We start from the raw sequence: 25,653 nt of genomic DNA on the forward strand, positions 1-25,653 counted from the left end.
GTAAATTTCCGGCGTGGTGCGGTCATGCGGTTCTCTACTTTCAGTGAACCCTCATTTTAAGAGGGCCCACTGTCCGAGATATCCGCAGCAGCCCACTGCACGAGACCGGATGGAGTCCGACGCATCAGGGGGTTAGCAGCGCAACACTTCTTGATGATCATGTCCCTCGTATCAGCAAACCTTCGCCGCATCGCTCGCTTCGTCCGTGACGAGGCGCGCACACCCGCCAAAAAATACGCACGGGGGCGGGACCTTCGTGGCCTGAGCAATTACCCTGTCAGCGCGCGAGCAGGAAATGCTGTGGAACGTGCGGCAGTAGAACTTGCGACATCGGAGGCCATCAAGGCCACAGCAGCGCGGACACGAAAACGGACGAGACCGCCCGCGGTCGCCCCGCCCACACTGACATGACCTTCATGGTCGGCACACCAGCCAAATCTGACGCCAAAAGGGACAATCGGTCGCGCCAGAAACGAAACTTCAGAACCACCGCGCGGTTCCGGGCAGCTCACCAATAGGTATGTGAGCAGGTTCTGTGGAAAATCCCGCTCAAAACAACGAAAGGGCCACCAGATTCTGGTGGCCCTTTCTCCTTTGGCTGAGATTCGAGAACGTAAACGCTAAGAATCGAGAACAGCCCACTGGCGGAACCGGTGGGATTTGACTCCCCTACTGAGCCGCATCCACATTGCGCGGTTGTGGGAAAGTCCGGCGTTGAGCGAACGCGCAATGCGGCTGACTGCTCAGCGGGGGCCCACGAGTGGCTTCGCGTCCGACCACTTCCGCCGACGAAAGCAGACCCTGAGTTAAACGGAAGAGACCGCCCCTGGCGGGACGGTCTACTTTCCTCGGCGGAACCGGTGGGATTTGAACCCACGGTGGACTTTCACCCACACAACTTTTCGAGAGTTGCACCTTCGGCCGCTCGGACACGGTTCCGGGGAAGAGTTTAGTACACGCTGGAGCCACGTACGCTCACAGGGTGAAGATAGTGATCAGTGCGGTGGCGATGGCCGCGGTCGGCGGCGGGATCTGGGCCTGGGCGCGCTGGCTGAAACGCCGCCAGGACGAGTGGCGCATCCGGCTCGCCAACAACATCCCGGTGAACTCGAAATTCTGGCGGGAGCGCACCAAGGAGACCGGCGAACTGCTGTATGTCGCCATCGGCGACTCGGCGGCGCAGGGTATCGGGGCCAGCCGGCCGGATCACAGCTACGTGGGGGTGCTCGCGAAGAGCATCCGGGGTCGAACCGATCGCACCCTCCGCGTCGCTAACCTCGGCATCTCGGGCGCCACCCTCGGGCTCGCGATCGAGTCCGAGCTGCCGAAGCTCGCGAAACTCGATCCGGACATCGTGACGGTCTGCATCGGTGCGAACGACATCGCAAACTTCGACGAGCAGCGCTTCGAGCGCGAGATCGGCGTGATCCTCGACGCGGTTCCGCCGCACGCGATCGTCGCTGACCTGCCGAGCTTCTACTTCCTGCCCGGCCAGAAGAAAGCGCGCGTCGCGAACAGGATGCTGCGCGCCGCCGCCGCACAGCGCGGGCTCACGGTCGTCGACCTGCACACCCTGACCGACCGCCAGGGGCTCTGGGGCATCACCACCCAGTTCGCGGGCGACCTGTTCCACCCGAACGATCGCGGATATCGGATCTGGGCGGCAGCCTTCGAACCGGCCGTGGCCCGACGACTGGCCCAGCTGTGACCGTCATCGTGAAGTACACCGGCGTCTACAACGCCGACGGCGGCATCGTCGGGGAGGTGCGTTACGTGATCGGCCATCTGCTCGGCACGGCAGAGTGCGCCCTCTGTGACATCACCCACTCCCCCGTCAGGCGCAAGCCGGAGTGGGACAGGATGGTGGCCCGCCTCGGCGTGCCGGTCACCGTGCTGCACCGCAACGAACTCCACGCCGACCTCTTGGCGGCCACAGCATCGACCCCGCTTCCCGCCGTGTTCGCCCACCACGCCGATGGCACCATCACCGTCGCACTCAGCGCCGAGAAGCTCACCTCGATGGGCGGATCGGTCACCGAATTCGAGAACGCCATCCTCGACCGCTGACGGCTTTACCGCGCCACAGCACCGCCAGCAGGAAGAGGGAGGCGAACATGAGCACCCCGCCGGCCGTTATCAGCGTGACCCCTGGCCCCGGCCGGAAGAAGTCGTACGATCCGAGACTGCCATCCGGGCTCCTGAACACCCGCAGTCCCGCTGTGCTGCTAACCGCGAGCGGGTTTCCGAGATAGTCGTTCACGGCGAACGCCAACACCGCGCAACCGATCAGCACCACGGCGACGCCCGCACCGAGCATGGCGAGGGGCGCGTGCCTCATTCGGCGGCGCGCCAGCGCACGGCGTGCAGGAACACCACTCCGACGAGGGCGGCGAGCCCCGTGAGCACCATCCATGGGCCCACCGCCTGAACAACACTAGGCACCACGTAGCTCTCGAAAGCGCTGGGACCGCTGGTAAACGATCCGTTGAACAGCAGCGACTGTGCCCACGCCTGCCCGATCAGCCCGCCAAGGATGAACACCGGCGCTATTACCCACAGCACCTTCACCCAGGGGTTGCCCTCCAGCGAGACCGCGACAGGTTCAGGATGCGCCGGTACTTCCGCCACCGCCGCCTCGCGCGACTCCACGGGCTGTGGCGGCAGCCCGATCGGCTCACCACCCAGCCCGAGCGCTTCGATGCCGCCGTGACGCTGGGGCGCGCGGGAATCGTCATCCACGAATCCGCGCTGGAACGCCGGGTCGAACCGGGGGTCGAAGTTGCGCGAATCGCTCACACAGTCACCCTATCCCCGCCACGCCCTGCTCTCATTATTCAGGAGGTTATGTGGCCAGAGTGGTGCACGGTGGTGCCGGGGTCGCATCAGCCACACACACCCCACCTCCATCACACCCTCCTGAATTATGAAAGGGGAACCCTCCAGTGTCGCCCGCCCGATCTAGGCTTGCGGCATGGCCAGAGTCACCACCAACTTCCGCTGCACCGAGTGCGGCTGGCAGAGCATCAAGTGGGTGGGCCGCTGCGGCGAGTGCCAGCAGTGGGGCACGGTTCAGGATTCCGCACAGCCCGCCGCGCGCGTCAACGCCGTGGCCGTCCCCGAGGGTCGCGCGGCTCGCGCGATCACCGACATCGGCGCCGAATCGGTGGCGCACTGGCCCAGCGGCATCGCGGAGTTCGACAGGGTGCTCGGCGGCGGTGTGGTGCCGGGCGCGGCGATCCTGCTGAGCGGTGAACCCGGCGTCGGTAAGTCGACGCTGCTGCTCGAGGTGGCGTCACGGGCGGCGGCCTCCGGGCAGCGCGTGCTCTACGTCAGCGCCGAGGAGTCGGTGAGCCAGGTGCGCCTGCGCGCCGAACGGACCGGCGCGCTGCAGCCATCGCTCTTCCTCGCGGCCGAGACCGATCTCGCCACGATCCTCGGCCAGATCGACCAGGTGCAGCCGCAGCTCGTCATCGTCGACAGCGTGCAGACCGTGTCGTCGGGGCTGACGGATGGGCTCGCCGGCGGTCCGTCACAGGTGCGGGAAGTGGCATCCACCCTCATCCGCGTCAGCAAAGACCGCAACCTGCCGGTGCTGCTCGTCGGCCACGTGACCAAAGACGGAACCATCGCTGGCCCGCGACTGCTCGAACACCTCGTGGATGTCGTGCTGCAGTTCGAAGGCGACCGCCAGACCAGCCTGCGCTTCGTGCGTGCCCATAAAAACCGTTTCGGCCCGACCGACGAGGTGGGCTGCTTCGAGATGACCGGCGACGGCATCGCCGAGGTCGCAGACCCGAGCGGGCTGTTCCTCTCCCGGGCGCGAACGCCCACCAGCGGAACGTGCGTCACCATCGCGGTCGAAGGCAGGCGGGCGCTCCCGGTCGAGGTACAGGCGCTCATCGTCAAGACGCAGGCACCCCAGCCGCGGCGGGTCGTCAATGGCGTGGATTCGTCAAGGGTCGCCATGCTTCTCGCGGTGCTCGAGCGGCGCGCCGGGCTGCCGCTCTCGACGTTCGATGTGTACGTCTCCACCGTGGGCGGCATCCGTGTTACCGAGCCTGGAGCCGACCTCGCTATCGCCCTTGCTATTGCGAGCGCTTACAAAGACAAGGCCTTCCCCGTCACGCAGGCCGTCATCGGCGAGATCAGCCTTGCTGGCGAAATCAGGCCGGCGTCGAATGCGAAGCAGCGCGTGACAGAGGCGAAGCGCCTCGGTTTTTCCACGGTTATCGACTCAGACGCCATGCACCTCCGAGAGGCGATCCGCCTCGCGTTTGCGAGCTCCACCGCCGAACGAGTGGACGTGCCCGACTTCTAATCCTGAGGCTCAGCTGTGGCTGTCGAGGCGGTCTTCCTCATCCTGGGGAAGGTCGGCGTTTTCCAGCTCTTCGGCGTCAGCAATGGCCTTGGAGTTGTCTTCGGCGCTGTGGATCCGGTTGTCACCCGTGGGCGTAACGTTTGTCATGACTCCAGCACACTCGCCATGAGCGATCCCGTAAAGGCCTGTCATTTTCGCGGGATTCGTGGCAGAGGCCACGCGCAGCCGACTAATCGGCCAGCGTCCAGGAGCCCCAGTCCTTGACGCGCCACGCGATCCAGCCGTTCTCACGCTCGAGGGCGATGGAGACAGAGTCGGTCTCGCCGCTGGGTTTCGTCGCTATGCAGGCGAAGGTGTCCCCGACGATGAGCGGTGGGGTCGGGCAGGCCAGGGTGATGTCGCCGCCGATCGCCAGTGCGGTCGCCTGGGCAGACTGCGCGGCTTCCGCAGCGAACGGTCCGGGCAGCGCAGCGATCAGGATCCCGGGCACCACGAGGATGCCGACGAGCACCAGCAGCCCGGCCTGCGCGAAGATCACGAGAGGCACGAATCCCTTGCCGGACTGGCGATAGGTGCGGATCGCGCGCACGGTCAGGTACACCGGGGCACCGAGCACCGCCCAGAATCCGCTCGCGGGCTTCGAGTGCCCGCGCACCTGCAGTTCGAGCCTGTCATAGGAGGCAAGGCCGATCACGATGAAGTACGGAACCGCGATGGTGGCGATGATGAGCGGCCAGTTGCTTCCGAGGCCGAGCACGGTCACGAACACGATGAGGGCGGCGACCTGAAACAGGGGCATCAGTGCGATCGCCCACACCGCAACGGTGTAGGTCTTCACCTTTTTGATGGCGCGGGCTGGTGCTTCTTCTTCGGCAACGGGGAGGTCCTCCGCCAGCGCCGAGAGAAGGGATTCCATCGGCAGTGCGTTCGCGTGGGAGCTGGCACGCCGGGGGCCGGGAGTCGCCTCATCGACAGTGTCGGTGAGGGGAGGCTCGAGCTCGCGAAGCGTCATCGCGAGCAGGGGCTGCGCGCTCAGTTCGTTGTGCTCCTCGTCGACGTCGAGCCCGAGCGGGACCTCGGCATCCTCCGTCGTCTCGGTACCGGCCTCGATCTGCATGTCTGAGGCCTGCAGCAGGTCCCCGTTCTCGCGACGTTCGCGGGCACGCTGTTCACGACGGGAGAGAAACTCCTCGCCATCATGGGTCGGGGTACGCTGCTCATCCTCGTCATCGTCGTCAGCGAAGCCGAGGATGGTCGTGGGATGCACGACGATCGGGGCCCTGGCCTCCGAGGTGTGCTCGGTCCAGGCCTGGGAGTCCCACCAGCGAAGCTGGGGAAGACCGAGCGGATCGGGGTACCAACCCGCCGCCACACCGAAATTGTCGTCCACAAGATCAGAGTAATGGTAGAGCAAGTTCATAGAAACCCTGTTCTACCCTCTTGTCACGCCCAGTAAGGGGGACAATCCGGCCGTTTTGGAGAAAAACTCAGTACGTCATTCCCGCAGGCCGAGCAGGTGCTCGTTCATCGCGCCGGTCAGGGTCGCATCGATCGGCACGTCCACGGCATCGATACGGCGGATCGGCGCAACGAGCCTGACGCTCGACACCAGCCACGCGGCATCCGCCCCCAACAACTCGCCCAGCGCCGGCCGCTCGAACGCGGTCGTCATTCCGCGGGCCTCAGCGAAACGGAAGAGATTCGCCTGGGTGGTGCCGTCGAGCACGCCGAGAGCGGGATCGGGCGTGACCATCGTGTCGCCCCGACGGTAGACGAGCGTCGACGTCGGGCCTTCGAGCAGGATGCCGTCACTCGAGACGAACACGACATCGTCCGCTCCGCGACGCTCGGCTTCCCGCATCGCCGCCTTGTTCACCGCATAGCTCAGGGTCTTGGCGCCGGCGAGGAGCCACGGGGAGGTGCTCGCCACGTCGTGACGGTAGCCACGATCGAGCGTGACGACGGAGATTCCCGCCGTTCGCGCCTCGGTGTGGTCGGGCGAATGTGCGGCGTACACCCAGCCGGTAGGTACATGCCCACCCTCGACTCCCCTGCTGAGCACGATCTTCACGAACGACTCGTCCGCGGCATCGAGCTCGACCACCGCCGCCCTGATCGCCGCGGCCCACACCACCAGGTCGGGCGCTGGCAGGTCGAGCATCGCGGCGGAACGGGCGAACCGAGCGAGATGATGATCGAAGGCCTGCGGGTATCCCCCGCAGACGCTGAGTGTCTCGAAGACACCGTCACCCCGGGTGGCCGCGAGATCCATCACGCTGAGGTGAGGCTGCCCGATGTCGGTGATTGCGAAGGGCGCTGCCTCCGGGTCGTGCGCAGGAGCGTCGACCGAAGGCTGATTCAGGATGATGAGGACGTGTTCAGGCACTGCAGCATTCTTTCAGGTCGCGCTGTTCACGGGCCGCTCTGGATGGGGATGCTCGACGTGTCGTAGCGGTGCTGCCTCCTCGGAATGAACAACACGATCGCCACGCCGACGAGTGTGGCCGGGAATGTCGACCCGAGGGTGCGCATCACCGAGTTCAGCCCGTTTGCCGCGGCGGTCTCGTGCGGCGGCACCGATTGCATGATCAGGGTCGGCATGGCCGTATACGCAAAACCGACCCCGAGGCCCAGTGCCCTGACGAGGATGAACAGCCAGTGCCAGTCGGCGAACTGCGCGATGGTCGCGGCCAGCGGCAGGCCGAGGGCACCGCCGACGCCGAGGGTGGCGCTCACGAGCGCAACAGCTCCGCCGAGATTTGTGGGGTGGATGACGTCTCTCAGGATGCTGATCCCGAGCGGGATCACGCCTATCCCGATCCCCTGGAACGCCCGCCCGATGACCAGCGGAACAAGCGTCGTCGACAGCGCGCAGAAGATGGACCCACCGACGAGGATCGCGAGCAGGAGCAGCAGGATCCGGCGCTTTCCGAACATGTCGCCGAGCCTGCCGGTGATGGGGTGGAGATGACGGCGGCCAGCAGCGTGGCCGTCAGTGGGTGTCGAGCTGCAGTGCGTCGAGCACATCCTGCGGGGCGGCCTGCATCGCGTGCGGGCCGGCGACGTCGAACCACACGGATTCGAGCACCCCGATGTTCTCGGTAAGGAACTCGCGCAGCGCAGCAGCGTCGTAGCCGAGCACGCGGTGGTCGTCTTCCTCGGGGACCATCTGCCTATAGGTGTCCGTCGAGGAGAAGAGCAGCAGCATGTAGCGGTCGGCGTCCCCGCGACGGAAGACCCGCACCTGCGGGGGGCCATCGACCGGGAGCATGGGCACAACCACGTGGTCGTTGCGCAGCGCGAAGGCAACAGCCGCGACATCCTGAGCCTCGAGCGCTGTCGCGAGCTGCTCCGACCCGAGCGAGGGTGTGTCGTCGCCCATCAGTTCAGAATGAACGGTTGCTGGGTGACGGATGCCACGTCACCGACGTTAACTTCGAGCCGGTACGTGGCTCCACCGCCGTCGACCTGCGGCCGCTCGGTCTCGCAGGTGTCAGTCGCCGATCGGGTGCGATCCCAGCTGACCGAGGAACCGGCCAGTGGAACGCCCGGCAGGAGGGTCGCCGTGGCCGCGACGGGATCGAGCTGGCAGTCCTTGGAGCTCCAGATACGGTCGCTGCCGCTCGTGATGATGAAGTCCTGCTGGTCGGAGCCTGCCGAAATCGTGCACGGGTTGGTCATGCGGCTCGTGAGGGCGAAAGACAGCACGGGGGCGACACCGGCGTCATAGGCCGCGGCATCCGTGGTGGGCTCGACCGTCACCATGGTCGGGTCGCAGGCGACTGTCTCACCGGGCGCGGCAGTCGGCTCGGTCGGTGCCGCCGCGGGCGGCGACGACGTGCCGCCCGGGGTCTGCGTCGCGACGGGCGTGCTCCCGGTCGGACGGTTCACGATGAGGATCACGATGATGATGACCGCAACCAGACCCAGGATCACAAAAAGGCGGCGGCGCCAGTACACCTTGCTGGGCTGGGGGCCGACCGGAGTTCGGAACGTCGACATGCACACAGGGTAGGCGTGTCGACGCACTAGCGGAGCGAGGGCACGCCCATGCTGGCCGGATATTCAGCCAGCAACCTTCCGGATGAAGTCGAGATAGGCATCGAGAGACTGCTCGGCGGTGATCGCCCGCAGCACCACCTCGTCGACCGCCCGCTCGTAGTCGGCGATCCGCGCGGCCAGGGCGCCCGGCACCGAGCCGTCGATGGTGGTCTCGATCGCCGTGGCACCGATGCACTCGAAATTCGCCGCGTAGGAGGGGTAGCTGCCGTAGCGCTCGGCCTCCGCGCGCAGCGCACCACGGGCATCCTCGGTCATGGCGGTTCTCACGTAGAGCATGCCGCGCACGTCACGACCGCCCGCAGCACCCCGCAGGTCGCGCATCGCATCGGCAGCGGCGTCGGGGGTGAGCCAGTTGAACAGCACCCCGTCGGCGGCCTCGGCCGCCATCCTGCGCATCTTCGGCCCCAGTGCTCCCACGACGATGGATGCCTCGCTGCGCTCGGTAAGCTCCTGCACTCCCCGCGACACCAGGCCGAGCGGATGCCGGGCAGCCCCCGACCCGATGCCGAGCGACAACCTCCCCTGGGGCAGGCCGGCGAGCGCCCCGACGATCTCGGAGGGGTCCCGTCGATCGAGCGGAATCACTCCGGTTCCGAGCCTGAGGGTGGTCGTGACGTCCGCCGCGGCAGCGAGACCGGCGAGCGCGTCGCCATCAGGGGTGTCGTTGAGCCACAGCCCGCGGAATCCGAGCGATTCGATGGCGGGAGCGAGAGCCGCGATGATCTCGTGGTCGAGGGCCCCGGCAAGGCCGATCGAGACCCGCGAGACATCCATCACAGCAATTTCAGCATGCGCGTGTTTCCGAGGGTGTTTTGTTTCACGCGCGAGAGGTCGAGGAACTCGGCGACACCCTCGTCGGGAGACAGCGCCAGCTGGGCGAATACCTCCGGAGCCACGACGTCTTCGGCGATCGCGCTGAAGCCGTGCCGTCCGAAGAACGCCGTCTCGAAGGTGAGGCAGAACAGCCGCGTGAGGCCGAGGGTGGCGGCATGCTGCTCGATGTTCTCGAGAATCGCGTGGCCGGCTCCTGTGCCGAGCCAGTCCTGGGCGACAGCGAGGGTACGGACCTCGCCGAGGTCTTCCCACATCACGTGCAACGCGCCGCACCCGACGACCTCACCGGCCTCGTTCTCGGCGATCCGGAATTCCTGCACGGCCTCGTAGAGCACAACCCGGTCTTTACCGAGCAGGATGCGCTGCTGGGCGAGCGGCTCGACGAGCGCCTGGATGAGGGGAACGTCGCTGGTGCGGGCCGGCCTGACGGTGAAAGTTGCCACGCTCCACCTTAAACGGATCAAGCCCGCCGGATTCCACTGTGAGGTGAATTCCGGCGGGCTCGACCGTCAGTACGGTTAGGCCTCGACCGCTTCCGGCTCCTTCTCGGGGAGTCCGGCCTGGCGGCTCGTGGTGAGCACGAACTTCGCGTCGAGGTAGTCGACATGAACGTGGTCACCGGCATTGAGCTCACCGTGCAGGATCTGCTCACTCATGCGGTCTTCGATCTCGTGCTGCACGGCACGGCGCAGGGGCCGGGCTCCGAGCGACGGGTCGAAGCCGATCTTGATGAGCTGCTGCTTGGCGGCGAGCGTGAGCTCGACCGTCAGGTCGCGATCCATCAGTCGATCGCTGAGTCGCTTGATGAAGAGGTCGACGATCTGCAACAGCTCTTCCGGGCTGAGCTGCGGGAAGACGATGGTCTCGTCCACGCGGTTCAGGAACTCCGGCTTGAAGTGCTTCTTCAGCTCCTCGACGACCTTGCCGCGCATCCGGTCGTATCCGGTGGCGGTGTCTGTCGACGAGGTGAACCCGATGGGGGTTCCCGTGATGTCCTTCGTTCCGAGGTTCGTCGTCATGATGATCACGGTGTTCTTGAAGTCGACCACGCGACCCTGGCCATCCGTCAGGCGTCCCTCTTCCAGGATCTGGAGGAGCGAGTTGAAGATGTCGGGGTGAGCCTTCTCGATCTCATCGAACAGCACCACGGAGAACGGCTTGCGACGCACCTTCTCGGTGAGCTGGCCGCCCTCTTCGAATCCGACGAATCCGGGAGGGGCACCGAACAGTCGCGAGACCGTGTGCTTCTCGCCGTACTCCGACATGTCGAGGGAGATCAGCGCGTTCTCGTCGTCGAAGAGGAACTCCGCGAGAGCCTTCGCGAGCTCGGTCTTTCCCACACCGGTCGGGCCGGCGAAGATGAACGAACCACTGGGGCGCTTCGGGTCCTTCAGGCCTGCGCGGGTGCGTCGGATCGTCTTGGAGAGAACCGAGATGGCCTCCTCCTGTCCGATGACGCGCATGTGCAGAGCCTTCTCCATGAAGATGAGTCGCGAAGACTCTTCCTCGGTGAGCTTGAAGACGGGGATGCCGGTTGCCGCAGCGAGAACTTCGGCGATGAGACCCTCATCCACCTCGGCGGTGGTCGAGACGTCGCCGGACTTCCACTGCTTCTCGAGACGCAGTCGCTCGCCGAGCAGCTTCTTCTCCTCGTCGCGCAGCGACGCGGCCTTCTCGAAGTCCTGGTCCTCGATCGCGCCTTCCTTCTGGCCGCGGACCAGGGCGATCTTCTCGTCGAACTCACGCAGCTCCGGCGGGGCGGACAGGATCGAGAGCCGCAGGCGTGCGCCGGCCTCGTCGATCAGGTCGATCGCCTTGTCGGGCAGGAAGCGGTCGGCGACGTAGCGGTCGGCGAGGTTCGCGGCGGCCACGATCGCGCCGTCGGTGATCGACACCTTGTGGAACGACTCGTACTTGTCGCGCAGCCCCTTGAGGATGTTGATCGTGTGCGGCAGGGAGGGCTCGTGCACCTGCACGGGCTGGAACCTGCGCTCGAGAGCGGCATCCTTCTCGAAGTGCTTGCGGTACTCGTCGAGGGTGGTCGCACCGATGGTCTGCAATTCGCCTCGAGCCAGGAGGGGCTTCAGGATGCTCGCGGCATCGATCGCACCCTCGGCGGCTCCGGCACCCACGAGGGTGTGGATCTCGTCGATGAAGGTGATGATGTCACCGCGGGTGCGGATCTCCTTCGTGACCTTCTTGAGGCGCTCCTCGAAGTCACCGCGGTAGCGGCTACCGGCGATGAGCGAGCCGAGGTCGAGCGTGTAGAGCTGCTTGTCTTTCAGCGTCTCGGGAACGTCGCCGCGCACGATCGCGATAGCGAGGCCCTCGACGACGGCGGTCTTGCCGACGCCGGGCTCACCGATCAGCACGGGGTTGTTTTTGGAGCGACGGGAGAGGATCTGCATGACCCGTTCCATCTCTTTCTCGCGCCCGATGACCGGGTCGAGCTTGCCGTCGCGAGCGGCCTGCGTGAGGTTGCGGCCGAACTGGTCGAGGATCTGCGAACCCTTGTCGGGCGTCGCGTCGTTACCGCCGACAGCGACAGCTTCCTTGCCCTGGTAGCCCGAGAGCAGCTGGATGACCTGCTGGCGCACCCGGTTGAGGTCGGCGCCGAGCTTCACGAGCACCTGGGCTGCGACACCCTCGCCCTCGCGGATCAGCCCGAGCAGGATGTGCTCGGTGCCGATGTAGTTGTGGCCGAGCTGCAGCGCCTCGCGCAGTGACAGCTCGAGCACCTTCTTGGCGCGCGGGGTGAACGGGATGTGGCCGGTCGGCTGCTGCTGGCCCTGGCCGATGATGTCCTGGACCTGCTCGCGCACGGCGTCGAGCGAAATGTTGAGGGACTCGAGGGCCTTGGCGGCGACGCCTTCGCCCTCGTGGATCAGCCCGAGCAGGATGTGCTCAGTGCCGATGTAGTTGTGGTTGAGCATCTTGGCCTCTTCCTGGGCCAGGACGACAACACGACGAGCTCGGTCTGTGAAACGTTCGAACATCTTCTTCACTCCTTAGGCACCGGGCAGGATTCGGTGCCGATATAAAGAGAGTAACTTCGTGGCCCGCGAAAAAGTCCGCTGTTCGCCCTAGGCGTGACGGGTGTTCGCGAGGCCGATGCCGCTCGTGTTCGCAACTCCTGCAGATTGCGGGTGCTGCTCCGGAGCTGAGCCAGTTTTCGCGGGTGGGGTCACGACGTCCGGTCGATCTGCAGGAGTTGTGAACTCGTATTGACGCTCAATCTGAGGAACTCGGAAAGCCTTGCATAGACGGTGCATATTGTTTATCGTTACTATCGACAAACGATATGGAGTCGACATGAGCACTCTCACCAGCGGTACACGGGCGGGCCAACTGGCCGAGAAGGTCATCCTCGGGATGATCGCCGGCGGAGCGGCGGCGATCGGGGTCGTCGACACGGTGTTCCTCGTTGGCCGGATCATTCGCCTCGCGTCCGGCCCGGCAGAACTGACGGGTGTTCCGACCACGAAACCCCTGGACGCCGGGTTCGCGAGCGCGACCTTCGACACAGTCACCCTGACGGTCGCAGAGCTCTCTGCGGGCGGGCGAGCGTTCCTCATCGGGGCCGCGGTGCTGACCTGGCTGTTGGTGATCGGGATCTGTGCCGTGGTGGCCTGGCTGTGCGTGCGCGTGTTCCACGGCAAGCCGTTTGGAGCGGCAGCGACCTGGGGAATCGGCGCGGTCTCGCTGCTCGTTATCCTCTCCGGCCTCGGCACACCAACCCTCAACGGGATGGCGGCTCAGCGCGCGCTCGTCGGGCTCGATCTGGAGCAGTTTCCGATGTTTCTCGTCACGGTCGACCTCGCTCCGCTGGGCTGGGGGCTCGCACTGGCGGTGGTCGCCGGTGCGTTCGAGATCGGGCAGCGGATGCAACGTGAGACCGGCGGACTCGTCTGATGGCGGACGACGACGGGCCCGGCGGAATCCACTGTCGGCTGGATGAGCTGCTCGCGGAACGACAGATGACCCTGGCCAGACTCAGCGAGTTGGTCGGGGTGAGCGTCGTGAACCTCTCGGTGCTGAAGAACGACCGCGCACGCGCAATCAGGTTCTCGACACTCACCGCAATATGCGAGGCACTCGATTGCGACGTCGGCGAACTCCTGGTGCGTTCCTGACAGCAACCGCGGTTGCGGGAGGGTGACATCGCAACTTTCGCCCTTTGAGCGCGCCGGAAGGGCGAAAAGTGCGCTCTGAGCGAGCGGATGCCGGGACCTGACCGCGCGCGTCAGGCCTTCGGGTCAGCCGGGGCCGGCGCCGGCGCCGCGGGCATGCCGAGCTTCGCGCGCTCCTCGGCTTCGATGCGGGCTCTCGCCTTACGCTCGGTGCCGTCGGCTCTGAGGATCGCGCGGATGATGAACCAGAACACGAGGCCGACAAGGATGGTCGGGGCGACCGAGTAGATCGCGTTGGACCAGAAATCCTGAGGCATGGATCAAGCGTAACTGTTGATGATGAAGACGACGGCGATGATCACCAGCATCCCAGCCAACGCTAGGCCTGTGACCAGTCTCGAGGTGCGGCGGTTCATTGGTTGGCTTTGACCAGGATCCCGATGACGCCGGAGATCAGCAGGTACGCACCGACGCCGCCCACGAGCACCCAGATGGCGATCCGGTTGAACGACGGGCCCTTTTTCTTGTTGTCTTCGCCGGGAAGCTTGAGGTCGCTCATCACTTCACCAGGGGGAACAGGATCGTCTCGCGGATGCCCAGACCCGTGATGGCCATGAGCAGTCGGTCGATTCCGACCCCGATGCCACCGGTCGGCGGCATCCCGTGTTCGAGCGCCCGCAGGAACTCTTCATCAAGGCGCATGGCCTCCACGTCGCCCTTCGAGGCGAGGAGCGCCTGCTCGACGAAACGTTCTCTCTGGATGACCGGGTCGACGAGCTCGGAATATCCCGTCGCCAGTTCGAAGCCGCGGATGTACAGGTCCCACTTCTCGACGACCCCGGCGATGGTGCGGTGGTCGCGCACGAGAGGGCTGGTGTCGACGGGGAAGTCCATCACGAACGTCGGTCGGGTCAGGTTCGGCTTGACGAAGTGCTCCCACAGCTCCTCGACGAGTTTGCCGTGGGTGGGGTGATCGACCTCGATGCCGACCTTCGCCGCTTCGGCGAGCAGGTAGTCGTATGGGCTGTCCGGGGTGATGTCGAGCCCGGATGCCGCGGACGCCGACTCGTACATCGACACCCGGTCCCAGTCTCCGCCGAGGTCGTACTCGGTGCCATCGGCCCACGTCACCACGAGCTGGCCGGCGACGGCGAGCGCTGCATTCTGCACGAGCTGCTGAGTGAGGTCGGCCATCCGGTTGTAGTCGCCGTAGGCCTCGTAGGCCTCGAGCATCGCGAACTCCGGGGAGTGGGTGGAGTCTGCACCCTCGTTGCGGAAGTTCCGGTTGATCTCGAACACCCTGTCGACGCCGCCGACGACGGCGCGCTTGAGGAACAGTTCGGGCGCGATCCGCAGGAACAGCTCGGTGTCGAAGGCGTTGCTGTGGGTGGCGAACGGGCGGGCGGATGCCCCACCGTGCATCACCTGCAGCATCGGGGTCTCCACCTCCAAGTAGTCCTGCGCGGCGAAGGTGGCGCGCAGCGAGGCGTTGACCTTCGCCCTGGCGCGCACGGTGAAGCGGGCCTGCTCGCGCAGGATGAGGTCGAGGTAGCGGCTTCGCACGCGGGACTCATCACTCAGGTCGGAGTGCAGGTTCGGCAGCGGCAGCACGGCCTTGGCGGCGATCTGCCACTCCTTGACCATGACGCTCAGTTCGCCGCGGCGGCTGGAGATGACTTCACCGCTGACGAAAACATGGTCGCCGAGGTCGGTGAACTCTTTCCACTCGTCGAGCGACTCCTGGCCCACCTCTGCGAGGCTCACCATCGCCTGCACTCGGGATCCGTCTCCGGCCTGCAGCGTCGCGAAACAGAGCTTGCCGGTGTTGCGGGCGAACACCAGGCGACCGGCGATGCCGACGACATCTCCCGTGGTGTCATCTGCCACCAGGTGCCCGTACTTCTCGCGCAGCGCAGGAATCGTCGTCGTGACGGGCACGGCGACGGGGTACGCCTCGCGACCGCTCGCGATGAGCCGCTCACGCTTGCCCAGTCGTACAGCCTTCTGCTCGCTGACCTCATCTGCAGTCAGTTCGTCGGGCGGTGTGGGCTCAGTGGTGTTGTCGCTCATAGCGCTCCCATGTTACCGGGGGTTTCCCGCACGCTCAGGGGGCGCACGCGACGTGGGTGGTCGCCGAGGGGCGTGCCTCGAGCCGCGCCGCCGGAATGGGGAGACCGCAGACGACGCAGATTCCGTAGGTGCCATCATCCAGTCGCACGAGCGCCGAGTCGAGGTCGGCCCGCTGCCGGTGTACTTCCGCGATGGTGGCGTCGAGCTGTGCGCGCTCGAAGGCAATGGTCGCGCCCTCGGGATCGTGCTCGTCGTCGGCATTGGACGCGCTGGATGCCTCGACCATCGCCGCACGCTCCCGCTCGAGGGTGACCTCCAGAGCTCGAGCGTCGCGCGAGCGTTCCTCGAGCCGTGCGCGCTGGGCTGCGGTGCTCGACTCATCCATCAGGCTGTCAAGCGTACTCGCGTCGAGCGGTCCGCCTCGGGTTGCGGATCGGGTCGCAGATCGCGACTCCGGCGCCTCGGGACCTGCCTCCCTGGCACGGCCACCCCGGGACCCGCCTCCCGAAAAACAGGATGTCAGTTCAGATTGATGTCAGTCTGAACTGACATCTCCATTTCGGCGGCACGTTCTTCGAGACCATCTCTCGCGGCTCCACGGCCCACGCGCGTGCACCACGAGCTGCACACGCGCCGGGCGAGCCGTGCGAGCCGGGCGAGCTGCACACGCGCCGGGCGAGCCGGGGTCGCAGCTCAGCTCCTCAGCCCAGGTAGATCGGCTCGTTGTCGATGAGGCGGGTGGTTCCGAGCATGGCGGCGACGATGACGATCGCGGGGCCGCGGTAGCCGTCATCCACCGGCATGAAGGTCTGCGGATGCACGATCTTCAGGTAGTCGAGCTGCACGAGCGACTCCCCCATCAGTGCACCCTGCGCGGCCGCGAGGGTCGCGTCGAGCCCGCGTTCCGCTGATGACGACGCCGCCTCCAGCGCGATGGACAGCGATCGTGCCGCCCTGCGCTCGTTCGCGTCGAGGAAGCGGTTGCGGCTGGAGAGCGCCAGTCCGTCGGATTCCCGCACAGTCTCGATGGCTTCGATGCGCACGGGCAGGTTCAGGTCTGTCACCATGCGACGCACGAGGAACAGCTGCTGGGCATCCTTCTGTCCGAACGTTGCGACATTCGGGGTGATGATGTCGAGCAGTTTCGCGACGACAGTCAGCACGCCGTCGAAGTGGCCGTGGCGTGACGCCCCCTCGAAGAGAGTGCCGACCTTGCCAGCGGTGATTATGGTCTGGGTCGGTCCATCGGGATACATCTCCTCGACGCTCGGCGCGAAGACGTAGTGCACGCCCGCGGCCTCGAGCGCGATCAGGTCAGCATCGAGGGTGCGCGGATACTTGTCGAGGTCTGCCGCGTCACTGAACTGGGTCGGATTGACGAAGATCGACACCACCATCACATCGGCGAGCTCCGCGGCGCGCTCGAGGTGCGACAGGTGGCCGTCATGCAACGCACCGAGGGTGGGCGTCAGTGCGATCGTGCGACCGGCCGCGCGTTCGGCCGCGAGTGCTTCGCGGATTCCGCGGATCGTCTCGATCACGACAGGTTTCTGTGTTGCTCTCACCGTGGATCCTCCCCATAGATCGTATAAGCCGCAGGCGGCCGGCACGGACATAGACGGTTAGTGCCCCATTGCGACCCTGAAGGGATTAAAGTGTTGCCATCTCCCTACTGTCCCCGCCAGCATGCGGGCGGCCACCCGCACGGAGACGGTTCACTGTCGATGGAGCATGCCGTGAATTTCCGAACCCGAGAGATCGCCGTCGACGGCGGACGCCTCGCGGTGGCCGAATGGGGCCCGGCCGATGCGCACCCTCTCGTCGTCATCCATGGCATCACCGGTTCCCATAAAAGCTGGGCTGCGGTGGCGGAAGCCATGCCGGATACCCGGATCATCGCTCCAGACCTGCGCGGGCGCGGAGCCAGCAGCGAGCTTCCCGGCCCCTGGGGGATGACGCAGCACGCACTCGACGTGGTCGCCGTGATCGACGCACTGGGGCTCGACCGTGTGCCTCTCGTCGGGCATTCGATGGGCGGGTTCGTCGCGAACGTCACAGCGCATCGGCATCCGGATCGCGTCAGCGGAGTGCTGCTCGTCGACGGTGGGCTCACCCTCCCGCTGCCCCACGGGCTCACTTTGGGGAATGCCGCTCAGGCGCTGAGCCCGTCGATCGACCGCCTCAGCCTGACGTTTTCGAGCCGCGAGGCATACCGCGCCTTTGCATCCACCCATCCGGCGATCCAGGAAGCCTGGACGCCGATGATCGAGGCCTACGTCGATTACGACCTCGTCGGCGAGCCTCCCGTGATGCACTCGCGCACGTCGATCGACGCCATGCGACGGGATGCCATCGACTTCTACGGCTCCCCCGACGTCGTCGACGCGGTGGCCGCCATCCGCCAGGGGACCACGATGCTGGTCGCTCCGCGCGGACCACGCAACGACGACGTGCCGCTCTACTCCGCGTCGGCGCTCGGCCGGTGGCTGGCCGAACTGCCCGCACTCGAGGTCGTGACCGTCTCGGACGTGAACCACTACACGATCGTCATGGATGCCGCCGGAGCCGCGGTTGTCGCCGAATTCGCCCGCGACCTCCTCGCAGACTGAGCTGCTACTCCGGGAGCCCCCGGAGCAGGTCACCGCCCGCCGCCTGGAGCGCCGTCTCGACCGATGACCGCAGCAGCGGCCCGAGCACGGTGGCGGGTGACTCGATCCCGAGGTCGGCCAGCAGCGCGGTCGACTGGCTCACGATGGAGGCCGAGAAGGTCGACGCCGTCGACACCGCCTCGGCGTAGGTGGCGCGGTCCTCTTCCGCGATCACGATCGGCTCTCCGCCCATCTCGACCACGAGCGCCTGCCCGATCGGAAGCACGGGGGTCGGCGCCGTCACGGCGAAGTAGCTCTCGCGCATCCTGACCAGGTCGAGAGAGGTACCGGTGAAAACCATGGTCGGATGGATGGCCAGCGGGATGACACCCGCGGCGATGGCCGGCGCGAGCACCGAGTAGCCGAGACCGGGGGCGGTGTGCAGCACGAGCTGCCCCGGCTGCCACGAGCCCGTGGCTGCGAGCCCGGTGACGAGGGACTCGATCTCCGCTTCGGGGATCGCGAGGATGACCAACTCACTGCGCTCGAGCAGTACAGGAATCTCGAGGATCGGAACCTCGGGAAGCAGTGCTCGCGCACGATCCCGGTTGTCTTCGGAGATCGAGGCGATGCCCACAATCGCGTGCCCCGCTCCCGCGAGCGCGGCGCCGATGACAGGGCCGACCCTGCCCGCCCCGATGATGCCGACCCCGAGTCGGCCAGACTGCGCGGCCATCAGGGGTGACCCGCGCCCGGAAACGGCGGCGGGGGTGGTGGCCCGACGACGGTCTGGGGCTCCGCCTCCGTGGGCGCGGGAATTGTCGGAACTGACGCACGCCACCGGTGGCTGGTGTCGACATCGGCGAAGCTCACGGCGGCACTCTCGATCGCCGAGAATGCCGCTACGGCATCGTCCCGGTCGATCGCGCCCAGTCGCGCGATGACGGGCCCCGCAACGGTGTGCACGGTGAGCGACGCGAGGCCGAGCCGGCGCAGCAACGGGCCCTGGCGCAGGCCGAGACTCTGCAGCCTCGCCTGCGGCACCACCGTGAGCTCGCGCCAGACAGCGCCGGTGCGGAACATGACAGCCCCCGGCACGATCGCGAAACCGTTGCGACGCCAGGAGAACCACCGGATGACTCTGGCGCGCTTCGGCGAATTGGTGAAGCCGTCGTCGCCACCCTTCGACCGCATGCCGCGCTCCAGCATCTCGATCGCAGCGGGGTCGACCAGGCCCGGCAACACGAGCTCGAGCACCCGCATCGTGTCCTGGGCGTTACCCACGGGAAGGATCGTCGTATTTGCCTGGCCGGCAGCACCGCTGGCCGAGGACGTGGATGCGCGGTTGATCTTGATCTCCCACCAACCCGCGGGGCGCCAGAGCAGGGGCTGGCTGACCTGCACCGCGTGGATCCGGCCGGGGGGAAGGGTCTCATTGCTCGTCGACAGCAGCCCGAAGCCCACCCGGATGCCGTCGGGGGTCGAGGCGATGCTGTAGCGCAGGGAGCGCGTGAATCTCGACACGTAGTAACCGCCCATGCCGATGAGGGCAGGTACGAAACCGAACAGGAAGAAGGGCTCACGCGTCGTGGTGGTCACCACGACGAGCGCGATGATCGCCACGATGATGATCACCGTGAAGCCGCTGAGCAGCAGCGATCCTATGAGTCGGCCGAGGTTCATCTGCACGACGGACTCGGGCGGGGCGGCATCGGGATCGAGCTCGGGGCCGAGAAGTTCGGCGACCCGCTGGCCGATCACGCCGCCGGGGGCTGCCGCGCCTTCCGTGGCCGCCGCGGACTGGGTGCCCGAGGCGCGCAGGAGGATCTCGCGCCTCAGCTCATCCGCCGCCGACGACCCGAGGTAGGCGAGCTGCACGTTCGCGTTCTGGCCGGCGACACTGACCTCGAGCTTCGCCGCACCACACAGCCTGGCGAGGAACGGCCGTGACACATTGACGCCCTGGATGCGGTCGAGCCTGCCCCGGCGGTTCGTACGGAACAGCACACCGCTCTGCACTTCGACCTGTTCGTCGGTGATCCTGAACCTGTGCATGCGCCACGAGACATAGAACCCGCCGACGAACAGCAGCACGCCGCCCAGGAGGACGAGGGCAATGAGCCCGGCGAACTCGTGCTCGTAGATCCAGACGAGGGGGTCGTACTCTTCACCGCGGCCGTCGCCACCGATGAAGGTATTGATCAGCACATCGCGGATATTGACGATCACTACGCCGACGATCGCGACGAGCGCGATGCCGCCCTTCAACACGGGGGTCGCTGGGTGCAACCTGTGCCATTCGCCGTCCGCGAGCCTGGACCCCGTGCCGATGACGTCGCGCTCGGTCACAGCCCGGCCCTGCGGCTTTCGGCCAACTCCACCAGTCTGTCTCTCAGCTCCTCGGCGTCTGAGGCGACGAGCCCGGGGATGACCACTCCCGTTGCCGCCGCAGCGGTGACGAGCTTCAGTTCGCTCAGCCCGACGGCGCGATCCAGCGGCCCGCGATTGATGTCGACGAGCTGCATGCGGCCGTACGGCACGGCCACGAATCTCTGGAACATCAGCCCGCGCCGGAACAGCAGGTCGTCATCCCGAAGCTGGTAGCCGATGGATCGGACCCGCCGCGGCGTCAGCGCGAGAGTGATGACGAAGATCACGGCGAGCGACGCCGGAATGGCCCAGAGGACGGCATTGCCGGTCAGGACCGCCGGGATGGAGGTGACCGCGCACGCGACGATCGCAAACACGAGAGTGCCCACGAAGTCGACCACGACGTACCGCGGCGAGACCCTGCGCCACTCGGCGTTAGGTATCTCGAGCCGGTTCGTCATGAGATACCTCGGGGGTCTGGGGCGCCGTCGTCCCGCTTGTCGTCGTCGGGCGGGATGCTGCACATGTGTTCGGCTACTAGTCCGGCCACCAGCAGCAGTATTGCACCGACCGCCGCCACGATGGACATGGTGAGGGCGTTGGGCGACGCAACGACAGACCGGCTGAGCAGGTAGCCGACGATGCCGAGGCCGCCACCGCCGAGCAGGGCACCGCTCAGGCTCGATGCCTTCGCGAGCATCAGCACCCTGGTCGCGTAGAAGGGGTCGACCCGCGCGTTGGCCACGCCCCGGGAGACCCGTCGCACCGGCAGCGCCATGGCGACGATGATGACGCCGATGAGCACGAGCGCGACACCGAGGGTCACGGGAGGGAGCACGACGGCGCGACCGGAGGCGGCCAGCGCAGTCTCGATGAACCACATCGCTCCACCGCCGAGGACGGCGAGCAGCACCAGGGAGGCGGGCTTGGTGCGGGTCACAGCAGCGGCTCCGCGGCGTAGTCGGCGGGGGCGTAGTCGGCGGGGGCGTCGAGGGCGTCGAGCAGGTCGGCGACCCGTCCGCGGCCCGGGATGGCGGCATCCTCGTCCACCTGCAGCCAGGGCGTGAGCACGAACGACCGCTCGGCCGCGCGCGGGTGAGGGATGGTGAGGGTGGGCGAATCGACTTCGAGGTCAGCGTAGGAGATGATGTCGATGTCGATGATGCGATCGCCCCAGCGCACTCCGCGGACGCGACCGAGCTCAGCTTCGATGGCGTTGACCGCGGCGAGCAGCTCGAGCGGCGCAAGGGAGGTGCGCACCGCCACGACGGCGTTGAGGTAGGCCGGCGCGTCCGGGTCGACACCGTCTGGCTTCACCGCGGCCGTCTCGACGATTCCGGATGCCGCGACCATCACCAGCCTGTCGAGCGCGGAGATCTCCCGCACGGCCGCGCGCAGCGCGTGTTCGCGATCGCCGAGGTTGCTGCCGAGAGCCAGGATCGCCAGGTTCACCACCACGATCAGCCGAACCCGATGGACTGTGGTGCGGCGGATGCGGCGGCTCTCGTGATCGTCACCGCGACATCGTCGAAGGGCACGGTGATCGGCGCTTGCGGCTTGTGGATGGTCACGACGGCGAGCTTAACGGCTCGATGGGAGAGCACGACGGCGGCGACCCGTTCCGCGACAGTCTCGATGAGGTCGACGGGGTCGCTCTCGACGGCCGCGACAACCTCCTCGGCGAGGACGCCGTAGTGCACGGTCTGCTCGAGATCGTCAGAACGTCCGGCGGCCGCGAGGTCGAGATGGGCGACGACGTCGATGACAAACACCTGGCCGTCACGGCGTTCCGAGTCGAACACTCCGTGGAATGCGTTCGCGCGCAACCCGGTGAGCGTGATCGTGTCGAGCGGATTCATGCGCTTCGTCCCTTCTCCCAGGCCGACCATACGCCGAGCGCTGCCATGGTGGATGCCACGTCGTGCACCCGCACCGCCCAGACACCGGCATCCGCGGCCAGGGCCGTCACCACGGCGGTGGGCAGGTCGCGGTCGGCCGCTGTGGCGTCATCCGACAGCAACTCGCCCAGGAATCTCTTGCGCGACGCGCCGATGAGCACGCGGCAGCCCAGCGACTCCAGGTCGCCGAGCCCCGCCAGCAGGCGCCAGTTGTGCTCGGCGGTCTTCGCGAAGCCGAGCCCTGGGTCGATGATCACTCTCGATAGGTCCACCCCGGCCGCGGTGAGCGAGTCGAGGCGGTGGCCGAGTTCAACCCCGACGTCGGCGACGACGTCGTCGTAGTGGTCGATGGCGCCGGCGCCGGCATCCGGAGCACGCCAGTGCATAGCGATGTAGTCGAGCCCGGTCTCGGCGATGACCCTGGGCATGAAGGGGTCGGCGAGCCCGCCAGAGACGTCGTTGACGATGGATGCCCCCGCCACCGCCGCGGCGAGTGCGGTGTCGGCGTTGAGGGTGTCGACGCTCACCGGAACACCGGCCGCGACGAGCCCCCGGATCACCGGCAACACGCGCGCCTGCTCCAGTTCCACGTCGACGCGGGTCGACCCGGGCCGGGTGGACTCGCCACCGACGTCGACGACATCGGCGCCGTGCTCGAACAGCTCGATGCCGTGGCCGATGGCCGCGCCGAGATCGGAATACTGCCCGCCGTCGCTGAACGAATCCGGGGTCACATTGAGGATGCCGAACACTTTCGGCGCGGTGCGCGTCACGACTGGCCGCCGACCAGGGCGAGCACTCCCGCGCGCTGCACGGGATCTGACAGCGAACCGCGGGACGCCATGGTGACTGTGGAACTTCCGGCCTGCCGAGCGCCTCGCGCCGTCACGCAGCCGTGCACGGCATCCACGACTACCAGCACGCCCTGCGGCGCGAGCCCTGACTGGATGGAGTCGGCAATCTGCTCGGTCAGTTGCTCCTGCAACTGTGGCCGCGCTGCGGCGGTCGTGACGACAGTGGCCAGCCTGCCGAGGCCGACGATCCTGTCCCCCGGTACATAGGCGACGTGTGCGACGCCGAGGAACGGCAGCAGGTGATGCTCGCAGATCGACCTGAATTCGATATCGCGCACCAGCACGAGTTCGCCGAGTCCGTCACTCACGACGGTATCGCCGAGAGCCGCCGACGGGTCGACGCCGACTCCCGCGAAGAACTCGGCGTAGGCCTCGGCGACCCGTTTCGGGGTCGCCCGCAGACCCGGCCGTGCCGCATCCTCGCCTATCGCGGCAAGGATCTCGGCCACGGCCGCTTCAATGCGTCCGGAGTCGACAGCCATGGCCGACCTAGGCCGTGGCGATGCCGGGAGTCTGGAGGGGGCGGGGCGGGCGATTCGCTGCCGCTGGGGAGTCGGACTCGACACCGCCATCGACGAGGCCGGCATCCACTGGCGCCTTGGTCGGAACCTTCACCGGCGGGCGGTCGGACAGCGGCCGTGAGTCGCTCGAGAGCCACAACGGGCGCTCCGGCAGCTTCTCGATGCCGACGAAGATCTCGGCGAGCTGGTTGTGGTCGAGGGTCTCTTTCTCGAGCAGCTCCGTCGCCAGCCTGTCGAGCGTGTCGCGGTTGGTGTTGAGCACCTGCCACGCCTCGTCGTGAGCCTGGTCGATGAGCTTGCGCACCTCTTCATCAATCGTCTCGGCGATGGTGTCGGAGTAGTCGCGGCTGGCGCCCATGTCCCGTCCGAGGAACGGCTCTCCGGCCGTCAGGCCGAGCTTCACCGATCCGACCTTCGCACTCATGCCGTACTCCGTGACCATGCGGCGGGCGATCGCCGTGGCCTTCTCGATGTCGTTGGATGCGCCGGTCGTCGGGTCGTGGAACACGATCTCCTCAGCGACGCGACCGCCCATGGCGTAGGTCAGCTGGTCGAGCAGTTCGTTGCGCGTGACCGAGTACTTGTCTTCGAGCGGGAGCACCATCGTGTAGCCGAGCGCACGACCGCGGGGAAGGATCGTGACCTTCGTCACGGGGTCGGTGTTGCGCATGCTCGCGGCAGCCAGGGCGTGACCACCCTCGTGGTACGCGGTGATGAGCTTCTCTTTGTCGTTCATCAGTCGCGTGCGGCGCTGCGGGCCGGCCATGACGCGGTCGACGGCCTCATCGAGGGCGCGGTTATCGATGAGCTGGGCATTGCTGCGCGCGGTCAGCAGCGCGGCCTCGTTCAGCACGTTGGCAAGGTCAGCACCGGTGAACCCCGGGGTCTTGCGGGCGAGCACTTCGAGGTCGACGCCGTCGGCCATGGGCTTGCCCTTGGCGTGCACCTGCAGGATCTGCTTGCGGCCCTGGAGGTCGGGCGCGTCGACGCCGATCTGGCGGTCGAAGCGGCCGGGGCGCAGCAGCGCGGGGTCGAGCACGTCGGGACGGTTCGTGGCAGCGATCAGGATGACGTTGGTCTTGACGTCGAACCCATCCATCTCCACCAGCAGCTGGTTGAGGGTCTGCTCGCGCTCGTCGTTACCGCCACCGACCCCGGCACCACGGTGACGGCCGACGGCGTCGATCTCGTCGATGAAGATGATGGCAGGGGAGTTCTGCTTGGCCTGGTCGAACAGGTCACGCACCCGGCTGGCACCGACGCCGACGAACATCTCGACGAAGTCGGAACCCGAGATGGTGTAGAACGGCACTCCAGCTTCCCCGGCCGTCGCGCGGGCGAGCAGGGTCTTTCCGGTTCCGGGAGGGCCGTACAGCAGCACGCCCTTCGGGATGCGGGCGCCGACGGCGAGGAACTTCGCGGGATCCTTTAGGAAGTCTTTGATCTCCTCGAGCTCTTCGATGGCTTCGTCTGAGCCTGCGACGTCGGCGAAGGTGACCTTCGGCGACTCCTTGCCCACGAGCTTGGCCTTCGACTTGCCGAACTGCATGACCTTGTTTCCGCCGCCCTGCATGCGGGTCAGCAGGAAGTAGAAGATCACGCCGATGATGAGGAAGGGCAACAGGATGCCCAGCAGGCTAGTCAGGAAATTGGTCTGGGGAACCTCATCGTCGAACTTCGCGTCAGACGCGGTGATCGCGGTGACGACCTCTTCGCCTCGCGGGGCCACGTAGTAGAACTGCACCTGGGTGCCGTTGTCGCCGTCTGCCCGGGAGAGCGTGAGGTCGACGCGCTGCTCGCCATCCACGATCTTGGCCGACTCGACGGTGTTGCCCTCCAGCAGGTCGAGACCCTCCTGGGTGGAGATGACCTTGAATCCGCCACCCATGAGCAGGGTCGACCCGATCCACACGGCAACGATAGCGAGCACGATGTAGACGATCGGGCCCTTGAAGATGCGCTTAAAGTCCATGATGTTCGGGCCGTCAGGCCCAGACCTTTCCTGCTG

The 25,653-nt window shown here is 66.6% G+C and carries 31 protein-coding genes and 1 tRNA gene; 6 read left to right on the plus strand and 26 right to left on the minus strand.

Translation table 11 applies throughout. The features are described from left to right. Nucleotides 1-852 precede the first annotated feature (852 nt). Nucleotides 853-939: transfer RNA gene (locus IWX81_RS06355), tRNA-Ser, on the minus strand. 43 nt (nucleotides 940-982) lie between these two features. On the opposite strand from IWX81_RS06355, the gene IWX81_RS06360 reads away from it, so the two are divergent. Together IWX81_RS06360 and IWX81_RS06365 are read left to right on the plus strand one after the other, a co-directional pair. Then, nucleotides 983-1,708 (plus strand): SGNH/GDSL hydrolase family protein, encoded by a 726-nt coding sequence (locus IWX81_RS06360; RefSeq protein WP_334593364.1) that lies wholly within the window; start codon nucleotides 983-985, stop codon nucleotides 1,706-1,708. After that, nucleotides 1,705-2,067 carry a hypothetical protein gene (locus IWX81_RS06365; RefSeq protein WP_199280496.1) on the plus strand — a complete coding sequence of 121 codons (363 nt, stop codon included), beginning with the start codon at nucleotides 1,705-1,707 and terminating at the stop codon, nucleotides 2,065-2,067. Before IWX81_RS06360 ends, IWX81_RS06365 begins: the two co-directional genes overlap by 4 nt. Here IWX81_RS06365 and IWX81_RS06370 read toward each other — a convergent pair. Then, nucleotides 2,033-2,338, minus strand: coding sequence for a hypothetical protein (locus IWX81_RS06370; protein ID WP_199280497.1), 306 nt, complete (start codon nucleotides 2,336-2,338; stop codon nucleotides 2,033-2,035). The two genes, IWX81_RS06365 and IWX81_RS06370, sit on opposite strands and share 35 nt — an antisense overlap. Then, complete coding sequence (locus IWX81_RS06375; protein WP_199280498.1) at nucleotides 2,335-2,796, minus strand: hypothetical protein; 462 nt, start codon at nucleotides 2,794-2,796, stop codon at nucleotides 2,335-2,337. The genes IWX81_RS06370 and IWX81_RS06375 overlap by 4 nt, the downstream gene beginning before the upstream one ends. A 175-nt stretch (nucleotides 2,797-2,971) precedes the next feature. Here IWX81_RS06375 and radA point away from each other — a divergent pair, with 175 nt between their 5' ends. Beyond that, on the plus strand, nucleotides 2,972-4,318 hold the full coding sequence (gene radA / locus IWX81_RS06380; RefSeq protein ID WP_199280499.1) for a DNA repair protein RadA: 1,347 nt from the start codon (nucleotides 2,972-2,974) through the stop codon (nucleotides 4,316-4,318). 9 nt (nucleotides 4,319-4,327) lie between these two features. Here radA and IWX81_RS06385 read toward each other — a convergent pair whose 3' ends face one another. From IWX81_RS06385 to IWX81_RS06425, 9 genes are all read right to left on the minus strand, one after another. Then, nucleotides 4,328-4,465, minus strand: coding sequence for a hypothetical protein (locus IWX81_RS06385; RefSeq protein ID WP_199280500.1), 138 nt, complete (start codon nucleotides 4,463-4,465; stop codon nucleotides 4,328-4,330). Between the two features lie 82 nt (nucleotides 4,466-4,547). Beyond that, the gene (locus tag IWX81_RS06390) at nucleotides 4,548-5,708 is read right to left on the minus strand and encodes a DUF2510 domain-containing protein (RefSeq protein ID WP_334593368.1); all 1,161 of its coding nucleotides are present in this window, start codon (nucleotides 5,706-5,708) and stop codon (nucleotides 4,548-4,550) included. A 105-nt stretch (nucleotides 5,709-5,813) separates the two neighbouring features. After that, nucleotides 5,814-6,704, minus strand: a complete 891-nt coding sequence (locus IWX81_RS06395; protein WP_199280502.1) for an aminodeoxychorismate lyase — start codon at nucleotides 6,702-6,704, stop codon at nucleotides 5,814-5,816. Between the two features lie 26 nt (nucleotides 6,705-6,730). Further along, entirely contained in the window at nucleotides 6,731-7,255 is a 525-nt protein-coding gene (locus IWX81_RS06400) for an MFS transporter (protein WP_199280503.1), read from the minus strand. Between the two features lie 55 nt (nucleotides 7,256-7,310). Continuing rightward, entirely contained in the window at nucleotides 7,311-7,700 is a 390-nt protein-coding gene (locus IWX81_RS06405) for an SseB family protein (protein ID WP_199280504.1), read from the minus strand. Continuing rightward, a complete protein-coding gene (locus IWX81_RS06410) occupies nucleotides 7,700-8,320 on the minus strand; it encodes a hypothetical protein (RefSeq protein ID WP_199280505.1) in 621 nt (206 codons plus the stop codon). Before IWX81_RS06410 ends, IWX81_RS06405 begins: the two co-directional genes overlap by 1 nt. Nucleotides 8,321-8,383: 63 nt before the next feature. Beyond that, nucleotides 8,384-9,154 (minus strand): LLM class flavin-dependent oxidoreductase, encoded by a 771-nt coding sequence (locus IWX81_RS06415; RefSeq protein ID WP_199280506.1) that lies wholly within the window; start codon nucleotides 9,152-9,154, stop codon nucleotides 8,384-8,386. After that, entirely contained in the window at nucleotides 9,154-9,657 is a 504-nt protein-coding gene (locus IWX81_RS06420) for an amino-acid N-acetyltransferase (RefSeq protein WP_199280507.1), read from the minus strand. Before IWX81_RS06420 ends, IWX81_RS06415 begins: the two co-directional genes overlap by 1 nt. 75 nt (nucleotides 9,658-9,732) lie before the next feature. After that, the gene (locus IWX81_RS06425) at nucleotides 9,733-12,210 is read right to left on the minus strand and encodes an ATP-dependent Clp protease ATP-binding subunit (RefSeq protein WP_199280508.1); all 2,478 of its coding nucleotides are present in this window, start codon (nucleotides 12,208-12,210) and stop codon (nucleotides 9,733-9,735) included. A gap of 316 nt (nucleotides 12,211-12,526) precedes the next feature. On the opposite strand from IWX81_RS06425, the gene IWX81_RS06430 reads away from it, so the two are divergent. Continuing rightward, nucleotides 12,527-13,126 carry a hypothetical protein gene (locus IWX81_RS06430; RefSeq protein WP_199280509.1) on the plus strand — a complete coding sequence of 200 codons (600 nt, stop codon included), beginning with the start codon at nucleotides 12,527-12,529 and terminating at the stop codon, nucleotides 13,124-13,126. Beyond that, complete coding sequence (locus IWX81_RS06435; protein WP_199280510.1) at nucleotides 13,126-13,347, plus strand: helix-turn-helix domain-containing protein; 222 nt, start codon at nucleotides 13,126-13,128, stop codon at nucleotides 13,345-13,347. Before IWX81_RS06430 ends, IWX81_RS06435 begins: the two co-directional genes overlap by 1 nt. Before the next feature lie 110 nt (nucleotides 13,348-13,457). Here the strand turns inward: IWX81_RS06435 and IWX81_RS06440 are convergent, their stop codons facing one another. The 5 genes from IWX81_RS06440 to panC all read right to left on the minus strand — a co-directional run bounded on the left by IWX81_RS06440 (nucleotide 13,458) and on the right by panC (nucleotide 16,979). Beyond that, nucleotides 13,458-13,661 (minus strand): hypothetical protein, encoded by a 204-nt coding sequence (locus tag IWX81_RS06440; protein ID WP_199280511.1) that lies wholly within the window; start codon nucleotides 13,659-13,661, stop codon nucleotides 13,458-13,460. Between the two features lie 95 nt (nucleotides 13,662-13,756). Beyond that, nucleotides 13,757-13,903: a hypothetical protein gene (locus IWX81_RS06445; protein ID WP_199280512.1), complete on the minus strand. Its 147-nt coding sequence runs from the start codon at nucleotides 13,901-13,903 to the stop codon at nucleotides 13,757-13,759. Continuing rightward, nucleotides 13,903-15,414 (minus strand): lysine--tRNA ligase, encoded by a 1,512-nt coding sequence (lysS, locus tag IWX81_RS06450; protein ID WP_199280513.1) that lies wholly within the window; start codon nucleotides 15,412-15,414, stop codon nucleotides 13,903-13,905. Before lysS ends, IWX81_RS06445 begins: the two co-directional genes overlap by 1 nt. Nucleotides 15,415-15,448: 34 nt before the next feature. Further along, nucleotides 15,449-15,799: a TraR/DksA family transcriptional regulator gene (locus IWX81_RS06455; protein ID WP_199280514.1), complete on the minus strand. Its 351-nt coding sequence runs from the start codon at nucleotides 15,797-15,799 to the stop codon at nucleotides 15,449-15,451. Nucleotides 15,800-16,115: 316 nt separating this feature from the next. After that, nucleotides 16,116-16,979 (minus strand): pantoate--beta-alanine ligase, encoded by an 864-nt coding sequence (panC, locus tag IWX81_RS06460; RefSeq protein WP_334593375.1) that lies wholly within the window; start codon nucleotides 16,977-16,979, stop codon nucleotides 16,116-16,118. Between the two features lie 171 nt (nucleotides 16,980-17,150). On the opposite strand from panC, the gene IWX81_RS06465 reads away from it, so the two are divergent. Next, the gene (locus tag IWX81_RS06465; RefSeq protein WP_334593377.1) at nucleotides 17,151-18,023 is read left to right on the plus strand and encodes an alpha/beta fold hydrolase; all 873 of its coding nucleotides are present in this window, start codon (nucleotides 17,151-17,153) and stop codon (nucleotides 18,021-18,023) included. A 4-nt stretch (nucleotides 18,024-18,027) separates the two neighbouring features. Here the strand turns inward: IWX81_RS06465 and IWX81_RS06470 are convergent, their stop codons facing one another. The 9 genes from IWX81_RS06470 to ftsH are packed head-to-tail and all read right to left on the minus strand — an operon-like array spanning nucleotide 18,028 to nucleotide 25,617. Then, nucleotides 18,028-18,738, minus strand: a complete 711-nt coding sequence (locus IWX81_RS06470; RefSeq protein ID WP_199280517.1) for a Rossmann-like and DUF2520 domain-containing protein — start codon at nucleotides 18,736-18,738, stop codon at nucleotides 18,028-18,030. Beyond that, nucleotides 18,738-20,351 carry a PH domain-containing protein gene (locus IWX81_RS06475; RefSeq protein WP_199280518.1) on the minus strand — a complete coding sequence of 538 codons (1,614 nt, stop codon included), beginning with the start codon at nucleotides 20,349-20,351 and terminating at the stop codon, nucleotides 18,738-18,740. Before IWX81_RS06475 ends, IWX81_RS06470 begins: the two co-directional genes overlap by 1 nt. Further along, the gene (locus IWX81_RS06480; protein WP_199280519.1) at nucleotides 20,348-20,833 is read right to left on the minus strand and encodes a PH domain-containing protein; all 486 of its coding nucleotides are present in this window, start codon (nucleotides 20,831-20,833) and stop codon (nucleotides 20,348-20,350) included. The genes IWX81_RS06475 and IWX81_RS06480 overlap by 4 nt, the downstream gene beginning before the upstream one ends. Further along, entirely contained in the window at nucleotides 20,830-21,312 is a 483-nt protein-coding gene (locus IWX81_RS06485) for a DUF3180 domain-containing protein (protein WP_199280520.1), read from the minus strand. Before IWX81_RS06485 ends, IWX81_RS06480 begins: the two co-directional genes overlap by 4 nt. Continuing rightward, nucleotides 21,309-21,830, minus strand: coding sequence for a 2-amino-4-hydroxy-6-hydroxymethyldihydropteridine diphosphokinase (folK, locus tag IWX81_RS06490; RefSeq protein ID WP_334593380.1), 522 nt, complete (start codon nucleotides 21,828-21,830; stop codon nucleotides 21,309-21,311). Before folK ends, IWX81_RS06485 begins: the two co-directional genes overlap by 4 nt. Before the next feature lie 2 nt (nucleotides 21,831-21,832). After that, nucleotides 21,833-22,231: a dihydroneopterin aldolase gene (gene folB / locus IWX81_RS06495; protein ID WP_199280521.1), complete on the minus strand. Its 399-nt coding sequence runs from the start codon at nucleotides 22,229-22,231 to the stop codon at nucleotides 21,833-21,835. Continuing rightward, nucleotides 22,228-23,043 (minus strand): dihydropteroate synthase, encoded by an 816-nt coding sequence (gene folP, locus IWX81_RS06500; RefSeq protein WP_199280522.1) that lies wholly within the window; start codon nucleotides 23,041-23,043, stop codon nucleotides 22,228-22,230. The genes folB and folP overlap by 4 nt, the downstream gene beginning before the upstream one ends. Further along, complete coding sequence (gene folE / locus IWX81_RS06505; protein ID WP_199280523.1) at nucleotides 23,040-23,606, minus strand: GTP cyclohydrolase I FolE; 567 nt, start codon at nucleotides 23,604-23,606, stop codon at nucleotides 23,040-23,042. Before folE ends, folP begins: the two co-directional genes overlap by 4 nt. A gap of 7 nt (nucleotides 23,607-23,613) precedes the next feature. Then, on the minus strand, nucleotides 23,614-25,617 hold the full coding sequence (gene ftsH / locus IWX81_RS06510; RefSeq protein WP_199280524.1) for an ATP-dependent zinc metalloprotease FtsH: 2,004 nt from the start codon (nucleotides 25,615-25,617) through the stop codon (nucleotides 23,614-23,616). Between the last annotated feature and the right edge of the window lie 36 nt (nucleotides 25,618-25,653).

Origin of the sequence: Salinibacterium sp. CAN_S4 (genome assembly GCF_015752305.1) — a bacterium.
Classification (GTDB): domain Bacteria; phylum Actinomycetota; class Actinomycetes; order Actinomycetales; family Microbacteriaceae; genus Rhodoglobus.

Coding starts and splice junctions, on each gene's coding strand:
- IWX81_RS06370 (WP_199280497.1), bottom strand. CDS start 2,338: ATGAGGCACGCGCCCCTCGCCATGCTCGGTGCGGGCGTCGCCGTGGTG.
- radA (WP_199280499.1), top strand. CDS start 2,972: ATGGCCAGAGTCACCACCAACTTCCGCTGCACCGAGTGCGGCTGGCAG.
- IWX81_RS06385 (WP_199280500.1), bottom strand. CDS start 4,465: ATGACAAACGTTACGCCCACGGGTGACAACCGGATCCACAGCGCCGAA.
- IWX81_RS06400 (WP_199280503.1), bottom strand. CDS start 7,255: ATGTTCGGAAAGCGCCGGATCCTGCTGCTCCTGCTCGCGATCCTCGTC.
- IWX81_RS06405 (WP_199280504.1), bottom strand. CDS start 7,700: ATGGGCGACGACACACCCTCGCTCGGGTCGGAGCAGCTCGCGACAGCG.
- IWX81_RS06410 (WP_199280505.1), bottom strand. CDS start 8,320: ATGTCGACGTTCCGAACTCCGGTCGGCCCCCAGCCCAGCAAGGTGTAC.
- IWX81_RS06415 (WP_199280506.1), bottom strand. CDS start 9,154: ATGGATGTCTCGCGGGTCTCGATCGGCCTTGCCGGGGCCCTCGACCAC.
- IWX81_RS06425 (WP_199280508.1), bottom strand. CDS start 12,210: ATGTTCGAACGTTTCACAGACCGAGCTCGTCGTGTTGTCGTCCTGGCC.
- IWX81_RS06430 (WP_199280509.1), top strand. CDS start 12,527: ATGAGCACTCTCACCAGCGGTACACGGGCGGGCCAACTGGCCGAGAAG.
- IWX81_RS06435 (WP_199280510.1), top strand. CDS start 13,126: ATGGCGGACGACGACGGGCCCGGCGGAATCCACTGTCGGCTGGATGAG.
- IWX81_RS06440 (WP_199280511.1), bottom strand. CDS start 13,661: ATGCCTCAGGATTTCTGGTCCAACGCGATCTACTCGGTCGCCCCGACC.
- IWX81_RS06445 (WP_199280512.1), bottom strand. CDS start 13,903: ATGAGCGACCTCAAGCTTCCCGGCGAAGACAACAAGAAAAAGGGCCCG.
- lysS (WP_199280513.1), bottom strand. CDS start 15,414: ATGAGCGACAACACCACTGAGCCCACACCGCCCGACGAACTGACTGCA.
- IWX81_RS06455 (WP_199280514.1), bottom strand. CDS start 15,799: ATGGATGAGTCGAGCACCGCAGCCCAGCGCGCACGGCTCGAGGAACGC.
- IWX81_RS06470 (WP_199280517.1), bottom strand. CDS start 18,738: ATGGCCGCGCAGTCTGGCCGACTCGGGGTCGGCATCATCGGGGCGGGC.
- IWX81_RS06480 (WP_199280519.1), bottom strand. CDS start 20,833: ATGACGAACCGGCTCGAGATACCTAACGCCGAGTGGCGCAGGGTCTCG.
- folB (WP_199280521.1), bottom strand. CDS start 22,231: ATGAATCCGCTCGACACGATCACGCTCACCGGGTTGCGCGCGAACGCA.
- folE (WP_199280523.1), bottom strand. CDS start 23,606: ATGGCTGTCGACTCCGGACGCATTGAAGCGGCCGTGGCCGAGATCCTT.
- ftsH (WP_199280524.1), bottom strand. CDS start 25,617: ATGGACTTTAAGCGCATCTTCAAGGGCCCGATCGTCTACATCGTGCTC.